Source organism: Bacillus sp. T33-2 (assembly GCF_002860205.1).
GTDB lineage: Bacteria > Bacillota > Bacilli > Bacillales > Cytobacillaceae > T33-2.
On sequence record NZ_PGVB01000022.1, the window covers coordinates 12,402 to 27,243 of the forward strand.

Genomic DNA, 14,842 nt, shown 5'->3' on the forward strand with positions numbered 1-14,842 from the left:
GCGGCATTGGTTCTTTTTAGCTAAAATTGTGGATCTTTGATGTTTACTGGCACGACAAAAACCCAATAAGGCAGCACTTAAACAGTGCCACCTTATTGGGGAGGTGATTGACACCCTTTCTTTCTATTTCACCGATCTTGTTGCACCATCCTGCATATCATCACCGGACCTGTTGTTGTTTAAAGTGGTGCGGTCATCCATCCCTGCAAGCTCCGGTGATGTTTTGATTACTTTTTCTGCACCTTTTATCCCTGGTGTAGTTGCTGCTTTTTGTTCATGTTGTCCGCTCATTTGGCTGCCTCCTTGGATTCGGTATTGTTAGTTGTTTTACGGTAAAAATATCATTCGCATTGAACCATCAGACCGTTTTATTTTTGACTCAGACCGTTTTATTTTTGACTGTTGCTTTTTGGTTGCTGGTTTTTTGCGCCGGTGGCCGACTGGGGGGAACTTCCATTTCCCCCCCCCCGCTTTGTGACCCAAAAATTTGATTATCCTGCGTTACTTTTGCACCACGTAAAAAATCATCCTTTGTTTTCATCCAAGTTTCACCTCCTGTTTTATTTTGTTCCAATTTCCTGCTATTATGAAAAACAGTTTTTTCAAGAGGGAAAGCGTACGTTTAAAAGAAAAAAATCGACAGTCGTTTCGCTGTCGACTTCATTCATTATCGGTGTTCCATTATTACCGTTTGATTCATCCCAGGTGTACTTTTTTAAATTATCCGGGATAGGTTTCTTTCAGGAATTTTACCGATTGGTTTATTAACACTTTTAAAACATCCAGATCGATATCAGCAACTTTATTGATGTAGACACACGCTTTTCCAGTTGTATGTTTTCCAAAGTCCTTTAATAATTCCTCCCGTTTTGTATCTCCTGTAGCAAAATACAAACTGATTTTCGCTTTTCGGGGAGAAAAACCAACCAGTGGAGCATCACCTTCGTGGCCTGACTGATATTTATAATGATATGAACCAAACCCAATAATGCTTGGCCCCCACATTTTCCCTTCATATCCTGTAGTTTCAGTAAATACGTATAATAATTTATAGGCGTCTTCACGCTTTTTGGGGTTTTCGACACCTTCTATAAACTCAATGACACTTCTGTCGGTTTCTTTTGTTTTTTGTTCGTACATAATGAGAATCCCTCCTGTTCCTTTATTTTTATATTAATTTATACGCTCAACACATATATTTCTACGTTGGGTGACTTTAATCCTACCCTCCTCTGATAATTCACAATGACTAATTTTATGATGCAGGGCTACTGAAGAAGGAATAATCATAGCAATAAAGAATAAGTAATTATGCCAAATTTGTGACAACCGATTGAAAGAAGGGAGAACTTTAAATGCAAGGTAATATTAACCACAGAGAGGGATTTACAGATTTTATTACCCAAAATAGATTAAATTTTGACGAGAAACTATTAAAAGAGGCATCCCAGGTTGCGTCCAAAATTAATGACATTTTAGAAACTGGCAATATTGACCTTTTGAAAAATGCCGAAAAATTGGTCCTTTATGTTGTCAAGATGAAAAAAGACGAACTCATAGCTTTTGCCGAGCAGGAAGGAGTAGCCTGGGCGCAGCATTCATTGACTCTGGCGTTCAAACTGGAATGGGTTCAGGCCATTCGACGGACGGTATGGCATTTTCTTTATCAATATGACCGATTAAAGGGGAATTCCGGTGGGATAGATGACTTTTATTCGTTAGAGAAGAGGATTAATGATCAAATAGATCAGTTTCTTAACAGTTTTTTTCTCAGCTATTCAAATTACAAGGATGAGTTAATTAACGCTCAAAGAAAATTGGTTGAACATCTCTCGGTTCCAATCATACCAATTAGCGAAACTGTAGCTGTATTGCCGCTGATTGGAGCGATTGACTCGTTCCGCATGCAAACAATCGAGGAAAAAGCACTGATTGAAATCGCAAATTTAAGGATCCAGACATTGATAATCGACCTTTCCGGGATAGGGGTGATGGAGATAGATGTCATCGACCATTTTCAAAAGGTGTTAAGTGGCATCTCGATGATGGGATGTAAAGCTGTCATTACCGGTTTGCGCCCTGAACTGGTCAGAAAAATGATCCATTCAGGAATTTCCTTTGAACGCAAGACAGAAACAAAGGGCACGTTACAGCAAACATTAGCAGAATATTTAGTCGTTGAACCACGTTTGTAACTTTATATTTACATAATCATATATTATGGTAATTGATGAAGAACCCCGCTTGGCAGCCAAGGGGGTTCTTCTGTGTTATAAATGATAATTTTTTGTAAAAAACTCCACATCTCAAACTCGGATATATGTGGTCACACTAAAACACCCTTTTATGACAAACCGGAGTTATATTAATAATATCGGCTTCGGATTATTTAGCAAATTTGAAAGGCACTTGGAAGTGTGAAATCATGAAAACAATGATGAATAAGGATAATATATATGCCAGTAATGGGTAATGCTGGTGAACGGCAATTACTGTGAACATGACAAGATCAAATAAAAAAGAATACCAAAATTTCCATCCATTTTGGTAAGAAATCCTGCCGAATATTAATAAAATCCATTCGGTGGCAATATACATTCCAGACCAAAACAATATGTAGATAAACCGATGAAACCATTTTTCGGGAAAATGGGAAAGAAATAAAAATATACTGATAGGCATGGTAATGATCGCATAAACGAGCACAGTCATTTCATGGCCATAAAGAAAATCAGGATGGAACTTCCATAAGGTATCTTCTTTTACAATATATTCGTAAAGCAAACCCCCCGTGGCAATAAAAAACATAGTGGCATGGTATTCCCTCCAGTTTTTCCAATTACCCCACTTCAAAGACGCTGCAATGGTTAGAATGGCGATAGCAACATGCATACTCACTACCCTTTCGAGCATTTCTTAACTAGAGTTTGCCCCGTTTACGATTCCTTATGTGTCTGCTATTCCATAAGCAATGCCATATGTTCATATTTCAATTGTTCTCTTTGTTTTTGCTGTTGTACCGATTAATTTTCGTTCGATTTTGCACACTCCGCAGTCACCCATTCTGCACTGTTTGCCAAACCTGCTTTCTGGCTAGATCCTCCAGGTAATCATCCAATTGGGTCATCCAGCTTGAGGCGGTTTCTGTGCCGTACCGGTTCTCGATCGCCTTTATGATTAAATAGTCGGCGATGGCAGGGTTTTTCGGCAGGATGGGGCCATGTAAATAGGTTCCAATGAGGTTTTTATATAGTAAACCTTCCTGTCCGCTGTCATCGTTGTTCCCATTACCTTTCTGCACTTTTCCCAGGGTTGGATATGAATGGTAGGTTCTTCCCGCATGGTTTTCAAAGCCGACAATTTCACCAAAAAGCTCTGAACGAATCAAAACATTTCCGGTGAGCCTCGGTTGTTTGGCAACTGTATAAAAGTCAAGGATTCCGAGGCAATGCAATTGTTTTCCATTTGAATCAATGTACCGGTTACCTAAAAATTGATAACCGCCACAAATCGTCAGGCCTGGAACGCCGCTATCGATTTTATCTTTTAATTGGCTTTTTATTTTTAGGAGTTCACCAGTGGCCATGCTTTGTTCCCTGTCGCTGCCGCCGCCAATAAAAAATAAATCCATACCCTCCAGTGTCAAGCTTTCTGTGGTTCTTATTTCTTGTATGTCTAAATGAATACCACGCCATTCGCATCGTTTGGCCAGGCTGGTGATATTGCCCCGGTCACCATAAAGATTCAGCTTGTCCGGGAAGAAGTGGTACAATGTCAGCGTTTTGACTGGTAAGAACGATCCTTTCCTTTGCAAAGCTATCACCCTTTAACATTTTTAAGCCGGTTAACGAGCGCTTTCCTTGTCGGTTGCAGGGCCGAATAATTTGTAACGACAAAGCTGCTCAACTGTTTTTTTAATAATTCATCCACGGCCTTATCGACATTTCGGACGATTTCAATCTTCTCTTGGGGTATTCCAGCATATTTTAAACGCACTGCCATATCCTCTGCCCTAATGCCGCTGCATATTATCCGGTCAGTAAGACAATGATTGATCTTTTCGTAATCAGCGTCCCAAATCCAGGAAATATCCCGACCGTCATCCCCCATGTCGTTTAACGGAAGTAAATACTGTTTTCGCTCCTTGCTGACGTTCGATTCAGACAGTGTGACGTTCACACCGGCAGGGTTTTTTGCAAGGTTTAACACTACTGGTTTATCCTTATTTTGAAACCGTTCCATACGTCCGTTTTCAACCCGGAATGTCGACATGGCATTTTGGATATTTTCAGGGCTAAGGCCGCTTTCTAGACAGATGCTAATGGCTGCCAGTGCATTGATTGCGTTATAAGAGCCGAAAATAGGGATTAAAAAGTCACCAATATTGGTCCTTAAATTTAAGCCGTCATTCAATTCTAGCTGATTGATTTCATATTTGGGAGATTTGCGGCCAAAACCGCATTGGCAGCTATAGTGGCCCAACTGCCCATAATGGACATGCGTGTATTGGAGAGGGTCGCCGCATTGAGGACAAAACGTGGATTCAATCATATTATGCTGCTCAAAAGCATAAGCGTTTTGGCCTAAACCAAAATATTCGGCTTGCAGTCCAATTTGGCCCAACCTGCTGACAAGTGGGTCATCTGTGTTTAGAAGCAGTTTCACGGCGGAATTTTTCAATGCGCTGGCAATTTTATTAACCAGAATGTCAATTTCCCCAAACCGGTCGAGCTGGTCCCTGAAAAAGTTCGTAAATACCATCAAGCCCGGCTGGATTTCTTTCGAAACTTTTTCGATTGAACCTTCATCAATCTCTATTACTGCGATATCGGCCTTTTTCCTGCCAATGATCCCTTCGTTTTTAATGAAGGCGGTTGTAATGCCGGTGATCATATTAGAACCTTCAGCATTATGTATTAAACGGTATCCGTTTTCTTTGAAGATGTGCCCGACGATTTGTGAGGTGGTCGTCTTGCCGTTCGTCCCGCTGATAAAAATGATTTTTTCTGTCTTTGTTGCCAGTTTTTTCAAGATGTTTTTTTCAATCTTCCGGGCTACCAAACCGGGCAGATTGCTTCCTCTCTTGTTTAATAACCGGCTCGCCTTCTGGGCCATCTTCGCGGCTACTATGGCTGTTTTGACTGGCATTTCATTCCCTCTCAATCAACAGAAGTGTTTTCTCCTAGGCATCGGTGCCAGCTGAATCATTAGCGGCCTACGCGTTTCGGTTGGACTCCCAATAGCTGCCATCGCCGAAGAACTCTGTTAATACCCCGTTCAATGATTGAAGCCTTTCAATAAAATCGTCTAAGTCACAAGTATGGAAAGTGTCCTTAAGCTCACGGTTTTCTTCGGTAATGGAATAAACGTGGATTTCCATGCAGCCGTCCCACCTTGCGTTTACATCCCATCTGCCGTCTTCGCTTTCAAGCTCAAGCGCTGCTGTTCCTCCGTTGTCCCGCTCATGTTTCGTTTTTATAACCCACATTCAAAAAACACTCCTCTGTGCCTGGAACGATTTTTCAACTTACAATACCTCATTAAATTGTCCATCTGGGCTTAGTTTTATTACGGTAAGATATTTTCCGGGTAAAGGCATCTGTGAACCAATACCCTGTAATTCATTATTTTTCTAAACATAGTTTATTTCCACGCGCTGGATACTAAATGAGACCGAATAAAGGAGTGTACCCACATTGGAGCTTTCGCCATTTCTTTACCACGGAATCATCCGGCCTAAATGGATTACAAGCCAATACATCCACAAAAAAATCAGGAATTTCATCGATCTTGATGACCAGCGAATTCTCGATTTTGGAGCGGGGACAGGGGCAAATTGCCTGCTAGGCAAACCCGGGAAATATGTAGGAGTTGATCCGGACGAGAAAAGGATAAACTTTGCCAAACGGGTGTATCCTGATTATGATTTTGAGATATTGGAAGGTGAAAAGCTGCCCTTTCCGGATGTATCGGTAGATATCATATTAATTATTGCCGTTTTACATCATATCCCACCGGATGAGATAAAAATATATATGAAGGAATTCCGAAGAGTGTTGCAAGAAGCAAGCGGAAAAATCCTGGTGATTGAGCCATGTTTCTTTGAAAAAACCCGGTTAAACAATTGGTTCATGAAAAAAAATGATAACGGTGCGTATATCCAGGACGAGCATGGATATTTCAAATATTTTCAGGAAGCAGGCTTCAATTGCACCCCAATTAAAAAATATCGCAAATGTTTTTTTTACAACGAATTGTTCTTTCTCGCTACGATTAGGTAGAACTAATGAAACACCGTTTGATTGCGAACTGTGCAGCCGCTTAAGTGACGGAAATCTGAATAAAAAAAGGCCGGTTTCAATAGTCACCGATGTAACTGTCGATTCCGGCTTTTTGCCTGTATTCCTTTATAAAGGCAAGTCCCTATTCTTAAAAGTTACTACAGACAAGCCAAATAATAGAAGGGCTCCCATTAACAGGCCCGTGCTGATTGGGAGTAACGCGGCTGCCCCCCGTATGATCGCCTGAGGGTTAAAGAGTGAAAATAGAGTGATATTTTCTATCCAGCTCAGATCCTCACTCAGTTTTGACACCAAGTTTAATCCAAAGAATATGACCGTGAGACCAGCTGCTGCCCCAAGTGCCCTTTTCTCATCATTGATTGCACATGAAAAAAGAAACGAGTAGCCGCCAATCACTAAAAATAATAAGAACCCAATCAAATTCAATTCGGTAAAAGACTGCTGATTAAAGACAGGATTTTCTATCAACAGGGAAATCCCGGCGAGCCCGCCTACTGTAGTGAATCCACAAATGACAACCAGCCCGGTGACAAGCAAAGATAATTGGGGGAGTACAATCTTAGTTGGACATAAAAGTCCATCCTGATAAGTTAAATTTTGGTTGGCGAACCTAAATTTATTCTATCACTCAGATGGGCTTTTTTTATACAACGCTGAAAGCTTTCCTTAACCCTACGCCAAGCGTATAATTTTCATTTTCACAAATAAAACCAGCTTCCTTGTGAGCTGGTTTTGCTATTTTGAATCTGGACGGACACGTCTCAACCAATCCGCATCATTATTTTCCTGATGAGAACGAAGAAGAAAAAGCCCCCAAAGCAGATAAAGGCTCCTATAGCCATTCCAATCAAAAAATTGAAGATATGCCACCAAGCACTAAAATCCAATATGATCGCCACCCTTAACCTGTTTATAAATATTATTTTCATTAAGCCTTAGTGCTATTAGATGTTAATATAATTTCCGTGTTCCTTCTGCGATTCTGTACAAAGACCAGCTGCGAATACAGCTGGTCTTTGTGTACAGGGGCTAGAAAACTTTTTTTATTTATATGCGCTTGTCCGGTTCGTTCAGTACTGCTGATTCATAAGATATTATTGTATTCAGGTAATTGGATACTACATTTCCTCCTTTTGAAGCGCCAGCTCCTGGCGCTTCTTTATTGGTCTCAAGTGGATATGGCGGACATAAAACCGCCCTATCTCACGGAGACTTATTTTTCATTCACTTGTGAATAATATAATCCACCGTATTTTCATTTACGTTTACAGCGGTCATTCCCAGCTTTTCTACAATCTTTATTGAGGAAATATTATTGTTAAGAATGTTAGTTGCTGTTATCCCTTTGACATCTGGCTGCTTGAAAGCCCATTCCTTTAGCGCCAGAGCCATTTCAGTTGCATAACCTTTTCCTTGAAACAGTCTGTGGATTCCGTAGCCTATCTCAACTAACCCATTTTCGTCAGGAGCTGTTTTAAAACCCATCATCCCAATCAGTGTACTAGTCTCTTTCTCTGTGACAAATCCATACCACTTAGATAACTCCGGGTTTCTTTTCAGTTTTTCTAAACGGATTGGAAAGACACGTTCTGTATGTATTGGCTCAATGAATCCGTCGACCATTTTCAGCCCAAGAAATTTTTCTAATTGTTTTTCACCTGCTAATACTGCTTCTATCGCTTCCTTTGTCATAGGGACAAATCCGAGTCTGCCCGTTTCAATCATGTACATTTCGATTCCCCCTTGCAATCAGATAAAACCGCAATCTGTTTTCACTTTGCCGGCCATAGTGGCTTTATATCGATTCACAGACTGGCCGAAAGATATATGCTTGTTTTATAAACAAAGCTAATATATATATTATCTAATTTTAAGGGGGCAATATAGAATTATCTGCTATTTTTGTATTTGATCAGACAAACGGCAAAACCAATCATGGCTACAACCAGTGAAATAACCGATTTTATTTTTTTCATGGCAATGTCTCCTTGTAATTTTTTATCCTATCTTTATCGTACTTTGCTTACCTTAAACTAGGCTTAAATTCAGGTTATTTTTACTTAAACTATAGGTATGAAAAAATAGGGAGAGTGCATTCCCGGTGCATGTATGTAATTTCAGGTTTAGCCTAATAATAGGTTTAAACCATTTTACCTTTTCCTCCCTGTTCATTTGAGCAGGGAACTTTTATTGCAAAATAAAAAACAGACTCCGTGAGTCTGTTCATTAGCCTTAGGTCAAACTTTCTGTACATTTGTCGCTTGCGGTCCACGCTGGCCTTGTTCAACTTCAAATGTAACTTCCTGGCCCTCATCTAAAGTTTTAAAACCTTCGCTTTGAATCGCTGAGAAATGTACAAATACGTCATCTCCATCTTCACGCTCAATGAATCCAAAGCCTTTTTCACCATTAAACCATTTTACTCTACCACGTTCCATTTTGTTGCCTCCTGCATTTGAAAATGTCAAAATTACAATTTAATCTTGCGTAATTATTATTACCAAAAATTTTTTATATAAACCTGTAAATAAAATAATAGTATCAAATTTATTTCCTGAGCTGTTCAAGAAGATATTCGGGTTGCGTTTTTTCTATAACAATCTTCACTGCGTTATGGAAATCAGCGAATATCTTCAATCCATCCTTCAGCTGCCCAATCAGTTCCGCATCAATCTTAACCTGTTCCTCAATCTGAAGGTATTTAACCAACAATGTTCTTTCCTTGCGCAATAACTGTGGATTCATCCTGCCGATTAAGGAATCTCCGTATAAAATGGGCATGACGTAATAACCATATTGCCGTTTCGGTTGCGGGATGTATATTTCCCATTTGTAACTGAAGTCGAACAGGTCCTCAAGGCGGGTTCTCCTCCATAGCAGGTTATCCAATGGCGGCAAAAATTTCGCAGGATGGTAGTTGGAAACATTGGACTGTTCCCGGCCTATCCTTTCCAAACGCTCCTCGTCTTGGGCCAGGATAAAATACTGTGTTTGCACTCCATCAATTTGCAGCGGAATGATTTCCTGATTTTCAAGCAGGCTGTCCCGGAAAGTTTTACGGTCTGCAGCGGTGGTCTTAAACCAACCGAAACGCGGATCTCCAAAATCGAATACCCGGTATGCACGCATATACTTATATAGCAATAAATGCTTTGCTGTCTGTTCATCTATTTCCTGTGAATCATGGATTAATTTTGCAGGAATGTGCATTCCTACAGGTGCAAAATATTTTTCACCGCCAATCCTCCCGGCAACCGTAATCAGGCCTGTGTCAAATAAAAGAGTCAATGCCAAGCTTGTATCTTTCGTCTTTGCAACTGTATTATCCCAGTACCCTTTTACACGTGCAGCCGATTTGAACGCGCGGGATGGCAACGGTCCTTCTGTATTTAATCTTTTTATTATGTCTTTTATCACCGGTTCAAGAGTTTCAATCGAATTTTCTAATTTGAGCCCAAAGTAATCCCGGATTGGTTTGAACATCGCAAAATCCTCCATTGGAATAATGCACGCGGCGTTCGCGATATATTCAAACAACATTCCGTTTGAAATCAGTTCTTCCAGCTGAGTCGTTGTATAATTGCCATACCTTGCATGCAGCACCAGATGATGATTTCGCTCGACTGCGGCAACAGGATCTAATTGGATACACTCTAAATGCCGGATGATCGACAATGGAATATCTGTATCGTGTTTTGATAGATAAACTGGCTGATTCCATAATAACTGCGTCTCCAGCAGAAATCTCCTGACAGTTCTTTTATCTACGGCAAATTGGCGGATGTCCATAAGTCGTCTCCCTAAAAAGCGATATTATGTACTTAATATTTTTATTGTCAATGAACTCATTCGGATAATCAATCTTTTACATTAATTATCTTAGGATCATGACATGACCATTGTTGACCTGACTTATTTGCCTATGCATGGATAATTATGTACATTTCCTCAAATGATAACCTTGGACTATACCACGGAAAGGGATTTTGCAAATGAGTAAATTATTTGACCGGTTTATTAAAGCCATCCTTTCATTAGCATCTATCTTAGTATTCAATCTTATAAGCAATCAATCGAGTGTGGATGCTGCAGCTAAAGATGACGCCTTAGCAGGTGTGGTTAAATTCCTTGATGCTGAAAAGAAATGTGATGTCGATGGTATGCTGAACCACTCGCTCTATTTTCATAACATTTCTAATCTGGATGAATTGTACTCAAGGTTCTGCAAGGAACACACACTTCAGCGTGCTAAAATTACTGACATTACCATCATAAATGATACCTCAGCCATGGTATCCATTGAGGCCACATACAAAGACAGGATAACAATCGGCACTGCACCTGTTGTTAAGAAAGATGGAAAATGGAAGATATTAAAGGGGATCCCAACGTCAGGACATGTGGAAACGGCAGCAAAAATGAACAGGGACCAGAATCAAGCGGCAGTGGAGCAGGCCATCAAAAATTATGCAAATGGAATTAAAGCGCATGATATAGTCCAAATGAAAAAGTATATAAAAACACTGCCTGATACCGATACAGAAAAGTTGGATATGCATCTGAAGGCAGTAAGCGAAGGACCTGTTCCCGAAGTTACTGTCTTTGGCATCAACATGATTTCCGATACTTTAGCGATAGCACAAATTGAAACCAAATATCCATATGTAAGCTTTACCGAACATCGTGCTGTATGTATCGAAACTGGCCAATGGAAGATTGTGTTTGACCGCATGCTGACAAACTCGGTCATACCTGCAAATAGTAACCCGATAGAAGTAAATTAGAGACGGCCCACCTCCTTGCAAGATGGTCTTTTAGCTACTCTATTTTATTCCTGCCCTGAAAAAGTTACGTTACAGGCAGATAACGAATTCCCGTCAGGATCGAGGAAACCGAATCCGCCTGAGCCCGGCATGCCGGGGTTATAGTTTATGTCTGTAACAGTAACACCTTTATTTGAATCCAGTTATTATTTTTTATTTTTATTCATTGACCGGCATGACTGTAATCTGATATTATCAGGTTCATAACTGGATATTGCGGCGATGAATGTCATGGATAAAACTATGGCAGGAGCAGCTTCTGGAGAGACCGCATTCCATGCGGCGCCGAAGGATTCATAATCTCAGGCAAAAGGACAGAAGAGTTTCATGTGCAATGCTGCACACTCTTCTAGACACTTGACACTTGAGATTGGATGATATCCAATCTTTTTTTATTTTCGAGGGGTGAGCTTAATGGAGAAAAAACGGGCAGTTGTCAGTGTCATTGGAAAGGACATGGTTGGCATCATTGCCAAGGTAACTACAATACTCGCGGAGAACAAAATCAATATTTACGACATCAGCCAGACAATCCTGCAGGAATTTTTTACAATGATGATGATTGTAGATGTTTCCGGGATTGATGACTTAACCGGATTGAGGGAACAGCTGGATGGCCTTGGCGAGGAAATGGGTTTGAAAATCAACGTCCAGCTACAAGAAATTTTCCAGGCAATGCACAGGATTTAATAACCAGGGAGAGATACATATGAATATTGCATTGGACGAAATGATACAAACGATCCGGATGGTGCAAATGGAGAATCTGGATATTCGGACCGTAACAATGGGAATCAGCCTGCGCGACTGTGCTGATGCTGATTTCCAGAAAATGAATGACCGGGTATTTGAGAAAATTACCGCATATGCCCGTGATTTAAGGCAGACTGCCGAAGAAGTCGAAAAAGAGTTTGGAATTCCAATCATAAATAAGCGGATTTCTGTCACCCCAATTGCTGAAATACTTGGTAACGCCACAGCAGGACAGGCTGTTGAACTGGCAAAAACACTTGACCGGGCTGCCTCTGAGCTGGGTGTCGATTTTATCGGTGGCTTTTCCGCGCTTGTGCATAAAGGGTTTTCAAAAGGCGACCAAACCCTGCTCGACAGCCTGCCAGAAGCGTTAAGTGTGACGGAACGGGTTTGCGCTTCAGTTTCCGTTGCGACGACCAGGACGGGCATCAATATGGACGCCGTCCGCATGATGGGCCATATCATCAAGGATGCCGCGGAAAGGACTAAGGATAAGAATGGGATTGCCTGTGCCAAGCTTGTTGTGTTCTGCAACCCAGTTGAGGATAACCCATTCATGGCAGGAGCGTTCCATGGCGCCGGTGAAGGAGAAGCGGTGATCAACGTGGGTGTCAGCGGGCCCGGCGTTGTATTAAGCGCCTTGAAAAAAAAGCCTGATGCGGACCTGGGTGAAGTGGCGGATGTCATTAAGAGAACTGCATTTAAAATTACCCGTGCCGGCGAGCTGATTGGCCGTGTAGTCGCCAAACGGCTCGGCGTCCCTTTCGGCATCATGGACCTTTCCCTTGCGCCGACCAATGCCATGAACGACAGTGTTGCGGAAATCCTGGAAGAAATCGGCCTTGAACGTGTCGGGACACATGGGACGATCGCTGCACTCGCCCTTATGAATGACGCGGTGAAAAAAGGCGGGGCCATGGCAAGCTCATATGTCGGCGGCTTGAGCGGTGCCTTTATCCCGGTCAGTGAGGATAACGGAATGATACGCGGCATCAGCGAGGGTGCGCTTACTTTATCGAAGCTCGAAGCAATGACTTGCGTCTGTTCTGTTGGGCTGGACATGATTGCACTCACCGGGGACGCCTCCCCTGCCACCCTGTCAGCAATCATTGCGGACGAAGCCGCAATCGGCATGATCAACAAAAAAACAACGGCGGTTAGAGTCATTCCCGTTCCAGGAAAACAAGAAGGAGAACTGGTCGAGTTCGGAGGCCTTCTCGGACGCGCACCAGTAATAGGCGTCAACCCGTTCAGTTCAGAAAAACTCATCCAGCGCGGCGGAAGGATCCCTGCCCCGCTGCAGGCGCTGATTAATTAACATAGATGTTTGAACAGCGGCTTTGCTTCTTTTGCAGGGCCGCGATTTATTTCAGTTATTTTTTTACGTTTTGTATAACGCATTTTCACGAAGACAACTTCATCACCTCTGATTTCTATGCTCAAATAGAGCACTAAGGCTTTTCTCCTAACACTTAAATCACCTCCATTAAATGTAAGTCTAATTATTTCTTGAGTGTGTAGTTACGATTTACCTGACCCCCATGGCAGCCCAGAAATGAATAATCCCTCCTAAAATACCTTTTACTGGATATCATTTGTTAGTATGTTATAATATTTAGGTAAACGAAATATTTACGAAAGAAGTGTTCACCCTATGTTCCAACAGCATGCAGGGAAACGAAACTTGTCAATTATGTGGTTCGGGAATTTTTTTGTTTCCGGGAGCATGACAATGGTGCTTCCATTTATCTCGTTATATATTGATAGCTTTGGGAATTTTACTGAGGAGTATGTACAGCACTGGTCAGGGATCACGTTTGGCGTGACCTTTGTGACTGCGTTCATCTTTTCTCCTATCATTGGTAGATTAGGAGATCGTTACGGCAGAAAGAAAATCCTTACATTTATGGCGTTTGGCATGGGACTGTCAATGTTCCTGCTTGGATATGCGAGCACGGTATGGGAACTGTTTCTGTTGCGCATGTTCATGGGTTTTTTTTCGGGCTTTATCCCAGTGTCGCAGGCCATGATCTCAACCCAGACACCAAAAGAATGTGCAGGTAGGATTCTTGGTACTCTACAGACCGGGACTATTACAGGTTCACTGTTTGGGCCGCTGCTTGGCGGTGCCCTTGCGGATGCTTTTGGATATGCTGCTACTTTCCAATCCACGTCTGTACTCATTATCCTCTCGGGCATACTGGTGTTATTCGTAAAAGAATACCGAATTGACATAAAGCAAGGAGCGAAGATCGCCTACACACGGAAAGAAGTGCTGCTCCACATGCTGAGAAACCCTGTGCTGATGAATGTGCTGATGATTTCAATGCTTGTTCAGGTCGCACATTTCAGCATACAGCCCATTCTGTCATTGTACGTAGGTGAACTCCACGGAATGGACAATATTGCATTTTACTCGGGAATTGCGTTTTCTGCAGCCGGCCTGGGGAATTTGCTTATGGCCAGGAAATGGGGTGAAATAGCCGACAGAGCAGGCTACATTAAAATTCTTGTCGTCCTATTAATAATCTCAGCAATCGTATATTTACCGGGAGCTTTTGTGACAAATGTGTGGCAGCTTGTAATCATCCGCTTCGCCCTCGGTATGACGCTCGGCGGGATCATCCCTGTTCGGATCGCCTATATCAGGCATGAAGCACCAGTGGCCATGCAGGGTGAGGTTCTGGGCTACAATACCAGCCTGCGGTTTCTCGGGAATATAATTGGACCCGTTCTGGGCGGTTTTTTATCCGGCTGGTTCGGCTTTGGTTCAGTATTTTTTGCGACAAGCGCCCTTCTGCTTGTGAGCGGCATTATTTTATTCATGTCCATGCACCGGCATCCACAGCTGGCGGGGAATTAATATTAAGCTCTCGAGTCCGCCGTGAGGCCTATTCGGACAGGGATTGGCGAATGCAAGGCGTACCAAGTCCTAAATGTATTGGGACAGGTACGGTGAAAACT

General features: G+C 42.0%; 18 protein-coding genes and 1 riboswitch. Of the genes, 7 read left to right on the forward strand and 11 right to left on the reverse strand.

Annotation, left to right across the window (positions count from 1 at the left end; genetic code table 11):
• Positions 1–123: 123 nt before the first annotated feature.
• The 3 genes from CVD19_RS24835 to CVD19_RS15315 form a co-directional block, all read right to left on the reverse strand.
• Positions 124–291 carry a hypothetical protein gene (locus CVD19_RS24835; protein ID WP_180953649.1) on the reverse strand — a complete coding sequence of 56 codons (168 nt, stop codon included), beginning with the start codon at positions 289–291 and terminating at the stop codon, positions 124–126.
• Positions 292–379: 88 nt separating this feature from the next.
• Positions 380–541, reverse strand: a complete 162-nt coding sequence (locus CVD19_RS24840) for a hypothetical protein (protein ID WP_180953661.1) — start codon at positions 539–541, stop codon at positions 380–382.
• 179 nt (positions 542–720) lie between these two features.
• Complete coding sequence (locus CVD19_RS15315) at positions 721–1,140, reverse strand: DUF1801 domain-containing protein (RefSeq protein ID WP_101582921.1); 420 nt, start codon at positions 1,138–1,140, stop codon at positions 721–723.
• A 215-nt stretch (positions 1,141–1,355) separates the two neighbouring features.
• Here CVD19_RS15315 and CVD19_RS15320 point away from each other — a divergent pair, with 215 nt between their 5' ends.
• Complete coding sequence (locus CVD19_RS15320; RefSeq protein ID WP_101582923.1) at positions 1,356–2,195, forward strand: STAS domain-containing protein; 840 nt, start codon at positions 1,356–1,358, stop codon at positions 2,193–2,195.
• Between the two features lie 190 nt (positions 2,196–2,385).
• Here the strand turns inward: CVD19_RS15320 and CVD19_RS15325 are convergent, their stop codons facing one another.
• The 4 genes from CVD19_RS15325 to CVD19_RS15340 all read right to left on the reverse strand — a co-directional run bounded on the left by CVD19_RS15325 (position 2,386) and on the right by CVD19_RS15340 (position 5,488).
• The gene (locus tag CVD19_RS15325; protein WP_101582925.1) at positions 2,386–2,892 is read right to left on the reverse strand and encodes a CBO0543 family protein; all 507 of its coding nucleotides are present in this window, start codon (positions 2,890–2,892) and stop codon (positions 2,386–2,388) included.
• A gap of 163 nt (positions 2,893–3,055) precedes the next feature.
• Positions 3,056–3,814, reverse strand: coding sequence for a type 1 glutamine amidotransferase (locus tag CVD19_RS15330; RefSeq protein ID WP_101582927.1), 759 nt, complete (start codon positions 3,812–3,814; stop codon positions 3,056–3,058).
• A 5-nt stretch (positions 3,815–3,819) separates the two neighbouring features.
• Positions 3,820–5,148, reverse strand: coding sequence for a Mur ligase family protein (locus CVD19_RS15335; protein ID WP_101582930.1), 1,329 nt, complete (start codon positions 5,146–5,148; stop codon positions 3,820–3,822).
• A 67-nt stretch (positions 5,149–5,215) separates the two neighbouring features.
• Positions 5,216–5,488, reverse strand: coding sequence for a hypothetical protein (locus CVD19_RS15340; RefSeq protein ID WP_101582931.1), 273 nt, complete (start codon positions 5,486–5,488; stop codon positions 5,216–5,218).
• 208 nt (positions 5,489–5,696) lie between these two features.
• Here CVD19_RS15340 and CVD19_RS15345 point away from each other — a divergent pair, with 208 nt between their 5' ends.
• Positions 5,697–6,281 carry a class I SAM-dependent methyltransferase gene (locus tag CVD19_RS15345; RefSeq protein ID WP_101582932.1) on the forward strand — a complete coding sequence of 195 codons (585 nt, stop codon included), beginning with the start codon at positions 5,697–5,699 and terminating at the stop codon, positions 6,279–6,281.
• Positions 6,282–6,407: 126 nt separating this feature from the next.
• Here the strand turns inward: CVD19_RS15345 and CVD19_RS15350 are convergent, their stop codons facing one another.
• Positions 6,408–6,770, reverse strand: a complete 363-nt coding sequence (locus CVD19_RS15350; RefSeq protein ID WP_101582933.1) for a hypothetical protein — start codon at positions 6,768–6,770, stop codon at positions 6,408–6,410.
• Between the two features lie 272 nt (positions 6,771–7,042).
• On the opposite strand from CVD19_RS15350, the gene CVD19_RS24845 reads away from it, so the two are divergent.
• Positions 7,043–7,207 carry a hypothetical protein gene (locus CVD19_RS24845; RefSeq protein WP_180953650.1) on the forward strand — a complete coding sequence of 55 codons (165 nt, stop codon included), beginning with the start codon at positions 7,043–7,045 and terminating at the stop codon, positions 7,205–7,207.
• 319 nt (positions 7,208–7,526) lie between these two features.
• On the opposite strand, the gene CVD19_RS15355 is transcribed toward CVD19_RS24845, so the two are convergent.
• From CVD19_RS15355 to CVD19_RS15365, 3 genes are all read right to left on the reverse strand, one after another.
• Positions 7,527–8,033, reverse strand: coding sequence for a GNAT family N-acetyltransferase (locus tag CVD19_RS15355; protein ID WP_101582936.1), 507 nt, complete (start codon positions 8,031–8,033; stop codon positions 7,527–7,529).
• Positions 8,034–8,539: 506 nt separating this feature from the next.
• Positions 8,540–8,740, reverse strand: coding sequence for a cold-shock protein (locus CVD19_RS15360; RefSeq protein ID WP_101582938.1), 201 nt, complete (start codon positions 8,738–8,740; stop codon positions 8,540–8,542).
• A gap of 109 nt (positions 8,741–8,849) precedes the next feature.
• Positions 8,850–10,091, reverse strand: a complete 1,242-nt coding sequence (locus tag CVD19_RS15365) for a winged helix-turn-helix domain-containing protein (protein WP_101582940.1) — start codon at positions 10,089–10,091, stop codon at positions 8,850–8,852.
• Between the two features lie 203 nt (positions 10,092–10,294).
• On the opposite strand from CVD19_RS15365, the gene CVD19_RS15370 reads away from it, so the two are divergent.
• From CVD19_RS15370 to CVD19_RS15385, 4 genes are all read left to right on the forward strand, one after another.
• Positions 10,295–11,086 carry a DUF4878 domain-containing protein gene (locus tag CVD19_RS15370; RefSeq protein WP_101582942.1) on the forward strand — a complete coding sequence of 264 codons (792 nt, stop codon included), beginning with the start codon at positions 10,295–10,297 and terminating at the stop codon, positions 11,084–11,086.
• A 288-nt stretch (positions 11,087–11,374) separates the two neighbouring features.
• A riboswitch (glycine riboswitch) is annotated at positions 11,375–11,453 on the forward strand.
• 86 nt (positions 11,454–11,539) lie between these two features.
• Positions 11,540–11,815: an ACT domain-containing protein gene (locus CVD19_RS15375; RefSeq protein ID WP_101582945.1), complete on the forward strand. Its 276-nt coding sequence runs from the start codon at positions 11,540–11,542 to the stop codon at positions 11,813–11,815.
• Between the two features lie 19 nt (positions 11,816–11,834).
• The gene (locus tag CVD19_RS15380) at positions 11,835–13,196 is read left to right on the forward strand and encodes a PFL family protein (RefSeq protein ID WP_101582947.1); all 1,362 of its coding nucleotides are present in this window, start codon (positions 11,835–11,837) and stop codon (positions 13,194–13,196) included.
• Between the two features lie 336 nt (positions 13,197–13,532).
• Positions 13,533–14,741, forward strand: a complete 1,209-nt coding sequence (locus CVD19_RS15385; protein ID WP_101582949.1) for an MFS transporter — start codon at positions 13,533–13,535, stop codon at positions 14,739–14,741.
• The last annotated feature ends 101 nt before the right edge of the window (positions 14,742–14,842 follow it).

What these genes read in the sequence shown, in the direction of transcription:
- CVD19_RS15325 (WP_101582925.1), bottom strand. Translation starts at nt 2,892, where the DNA reads ATGCATGTTGCTATCGCCATTCTAACCATTGCAGCGTCTTTGAAGTGG.
- CVD19_RS15340 (WP_101582931.1), bottom strand. Translation starts at nt 5,488, where the DNA reads ATGTGGGTTATAAAAACGAAACATGAGCGGGACAACGGAGGAACAGCA.
- CVD19_RS15320 (WP_101582923.1), top strand. Translation starts at nt 1,356, where the DNA reads ATGCAAGGTAATATTAACCACAGAGAGGGATTTACAGATTTTATTACC.
- CVD19_RS15375 (WP_101582945.1), top strand. Translation starts at nt 11,540, where the DNA reads ATGGAGAAAAAACGGGCAGTTGTCAGTGTCATTGGAAAGGACATGGTT.
- CVD19_RS24835 (WP_180953649.1), bottom strand. Translation starts at nt 291, where the DNA reads ATGAGCGGACAACATGAACAAAAAGCAGCAACTACACCAGGGATAAAA.
- CVD19_RS24840 (WP_180953661.1), bottom strand. Translation starts at nt 541, where the DNA reads ATGAAAACAAAGGATGATTTTTTACGTGGTGCAAAAGTAACGCAGGAT.
- CVD19_RS15355 (WP_101582936.1), bottom strand. Translation starts at nt 8,033, where the DNA reads ATGTACATGATTGAAACGGGCAGACTCGGATTTGTCCCTATGACAAAG.
- CVD19_RS15380 (WP_101582947.1), top strand. Translation starts at nt 11,835, where the DNA reads ATGAATATTGCATTGGACGAAATGATACAAACGATCCGGATGGTGCAA.
- CVD19_RS15315 (WP_101582921.1), bottom strand. Translation starts at nt 1,140, where the DNA reads ATGTACGAACAAAAAACAAAAGAAACCGACAGAAGTGTCATTGAGTTT.
- CVD19_RS15335 (WP_101582930.1), bottom strand. Translation starts at nt 5,148, where the DNA reads ATGCCAGTCAAAACAGCCATAGTAGCCGCGAAGATGGCCCAGAAGGCG.
- CVD19_RS15385 (WP_101582949.1), top strand. Translation starts at nt 13,533, where the DNA reads ATGTTCCAACAGCATGCAGGGAAACGAAACTTGTCAATTATGTGGTTC.
- CVD19_RS15360 (WP_101582938.1), bottom strand. Translation starts at nt 8,740, where the DNA reads ATGGAACGTGGTAGAGTAAAATGGTTTAATGGTGAAAAAGGCTTTGGA.
- CVD19_RS15365 (WP_101582940.1), bottom strand. Translation starts at nt 10,091, where the DNA reads ATGGACATCCGCCAATTTGCCGTAGATAAAAGAACTGTCAGGAGATTT.
- CVD19_RS15370 (WP_101582942.1), top strand. Translation starts at nt 10,295, where the DNA reads ATGAGTAAATTATTTGACCGGTTTATTAAAGCCATCCTTTCATTAGCA.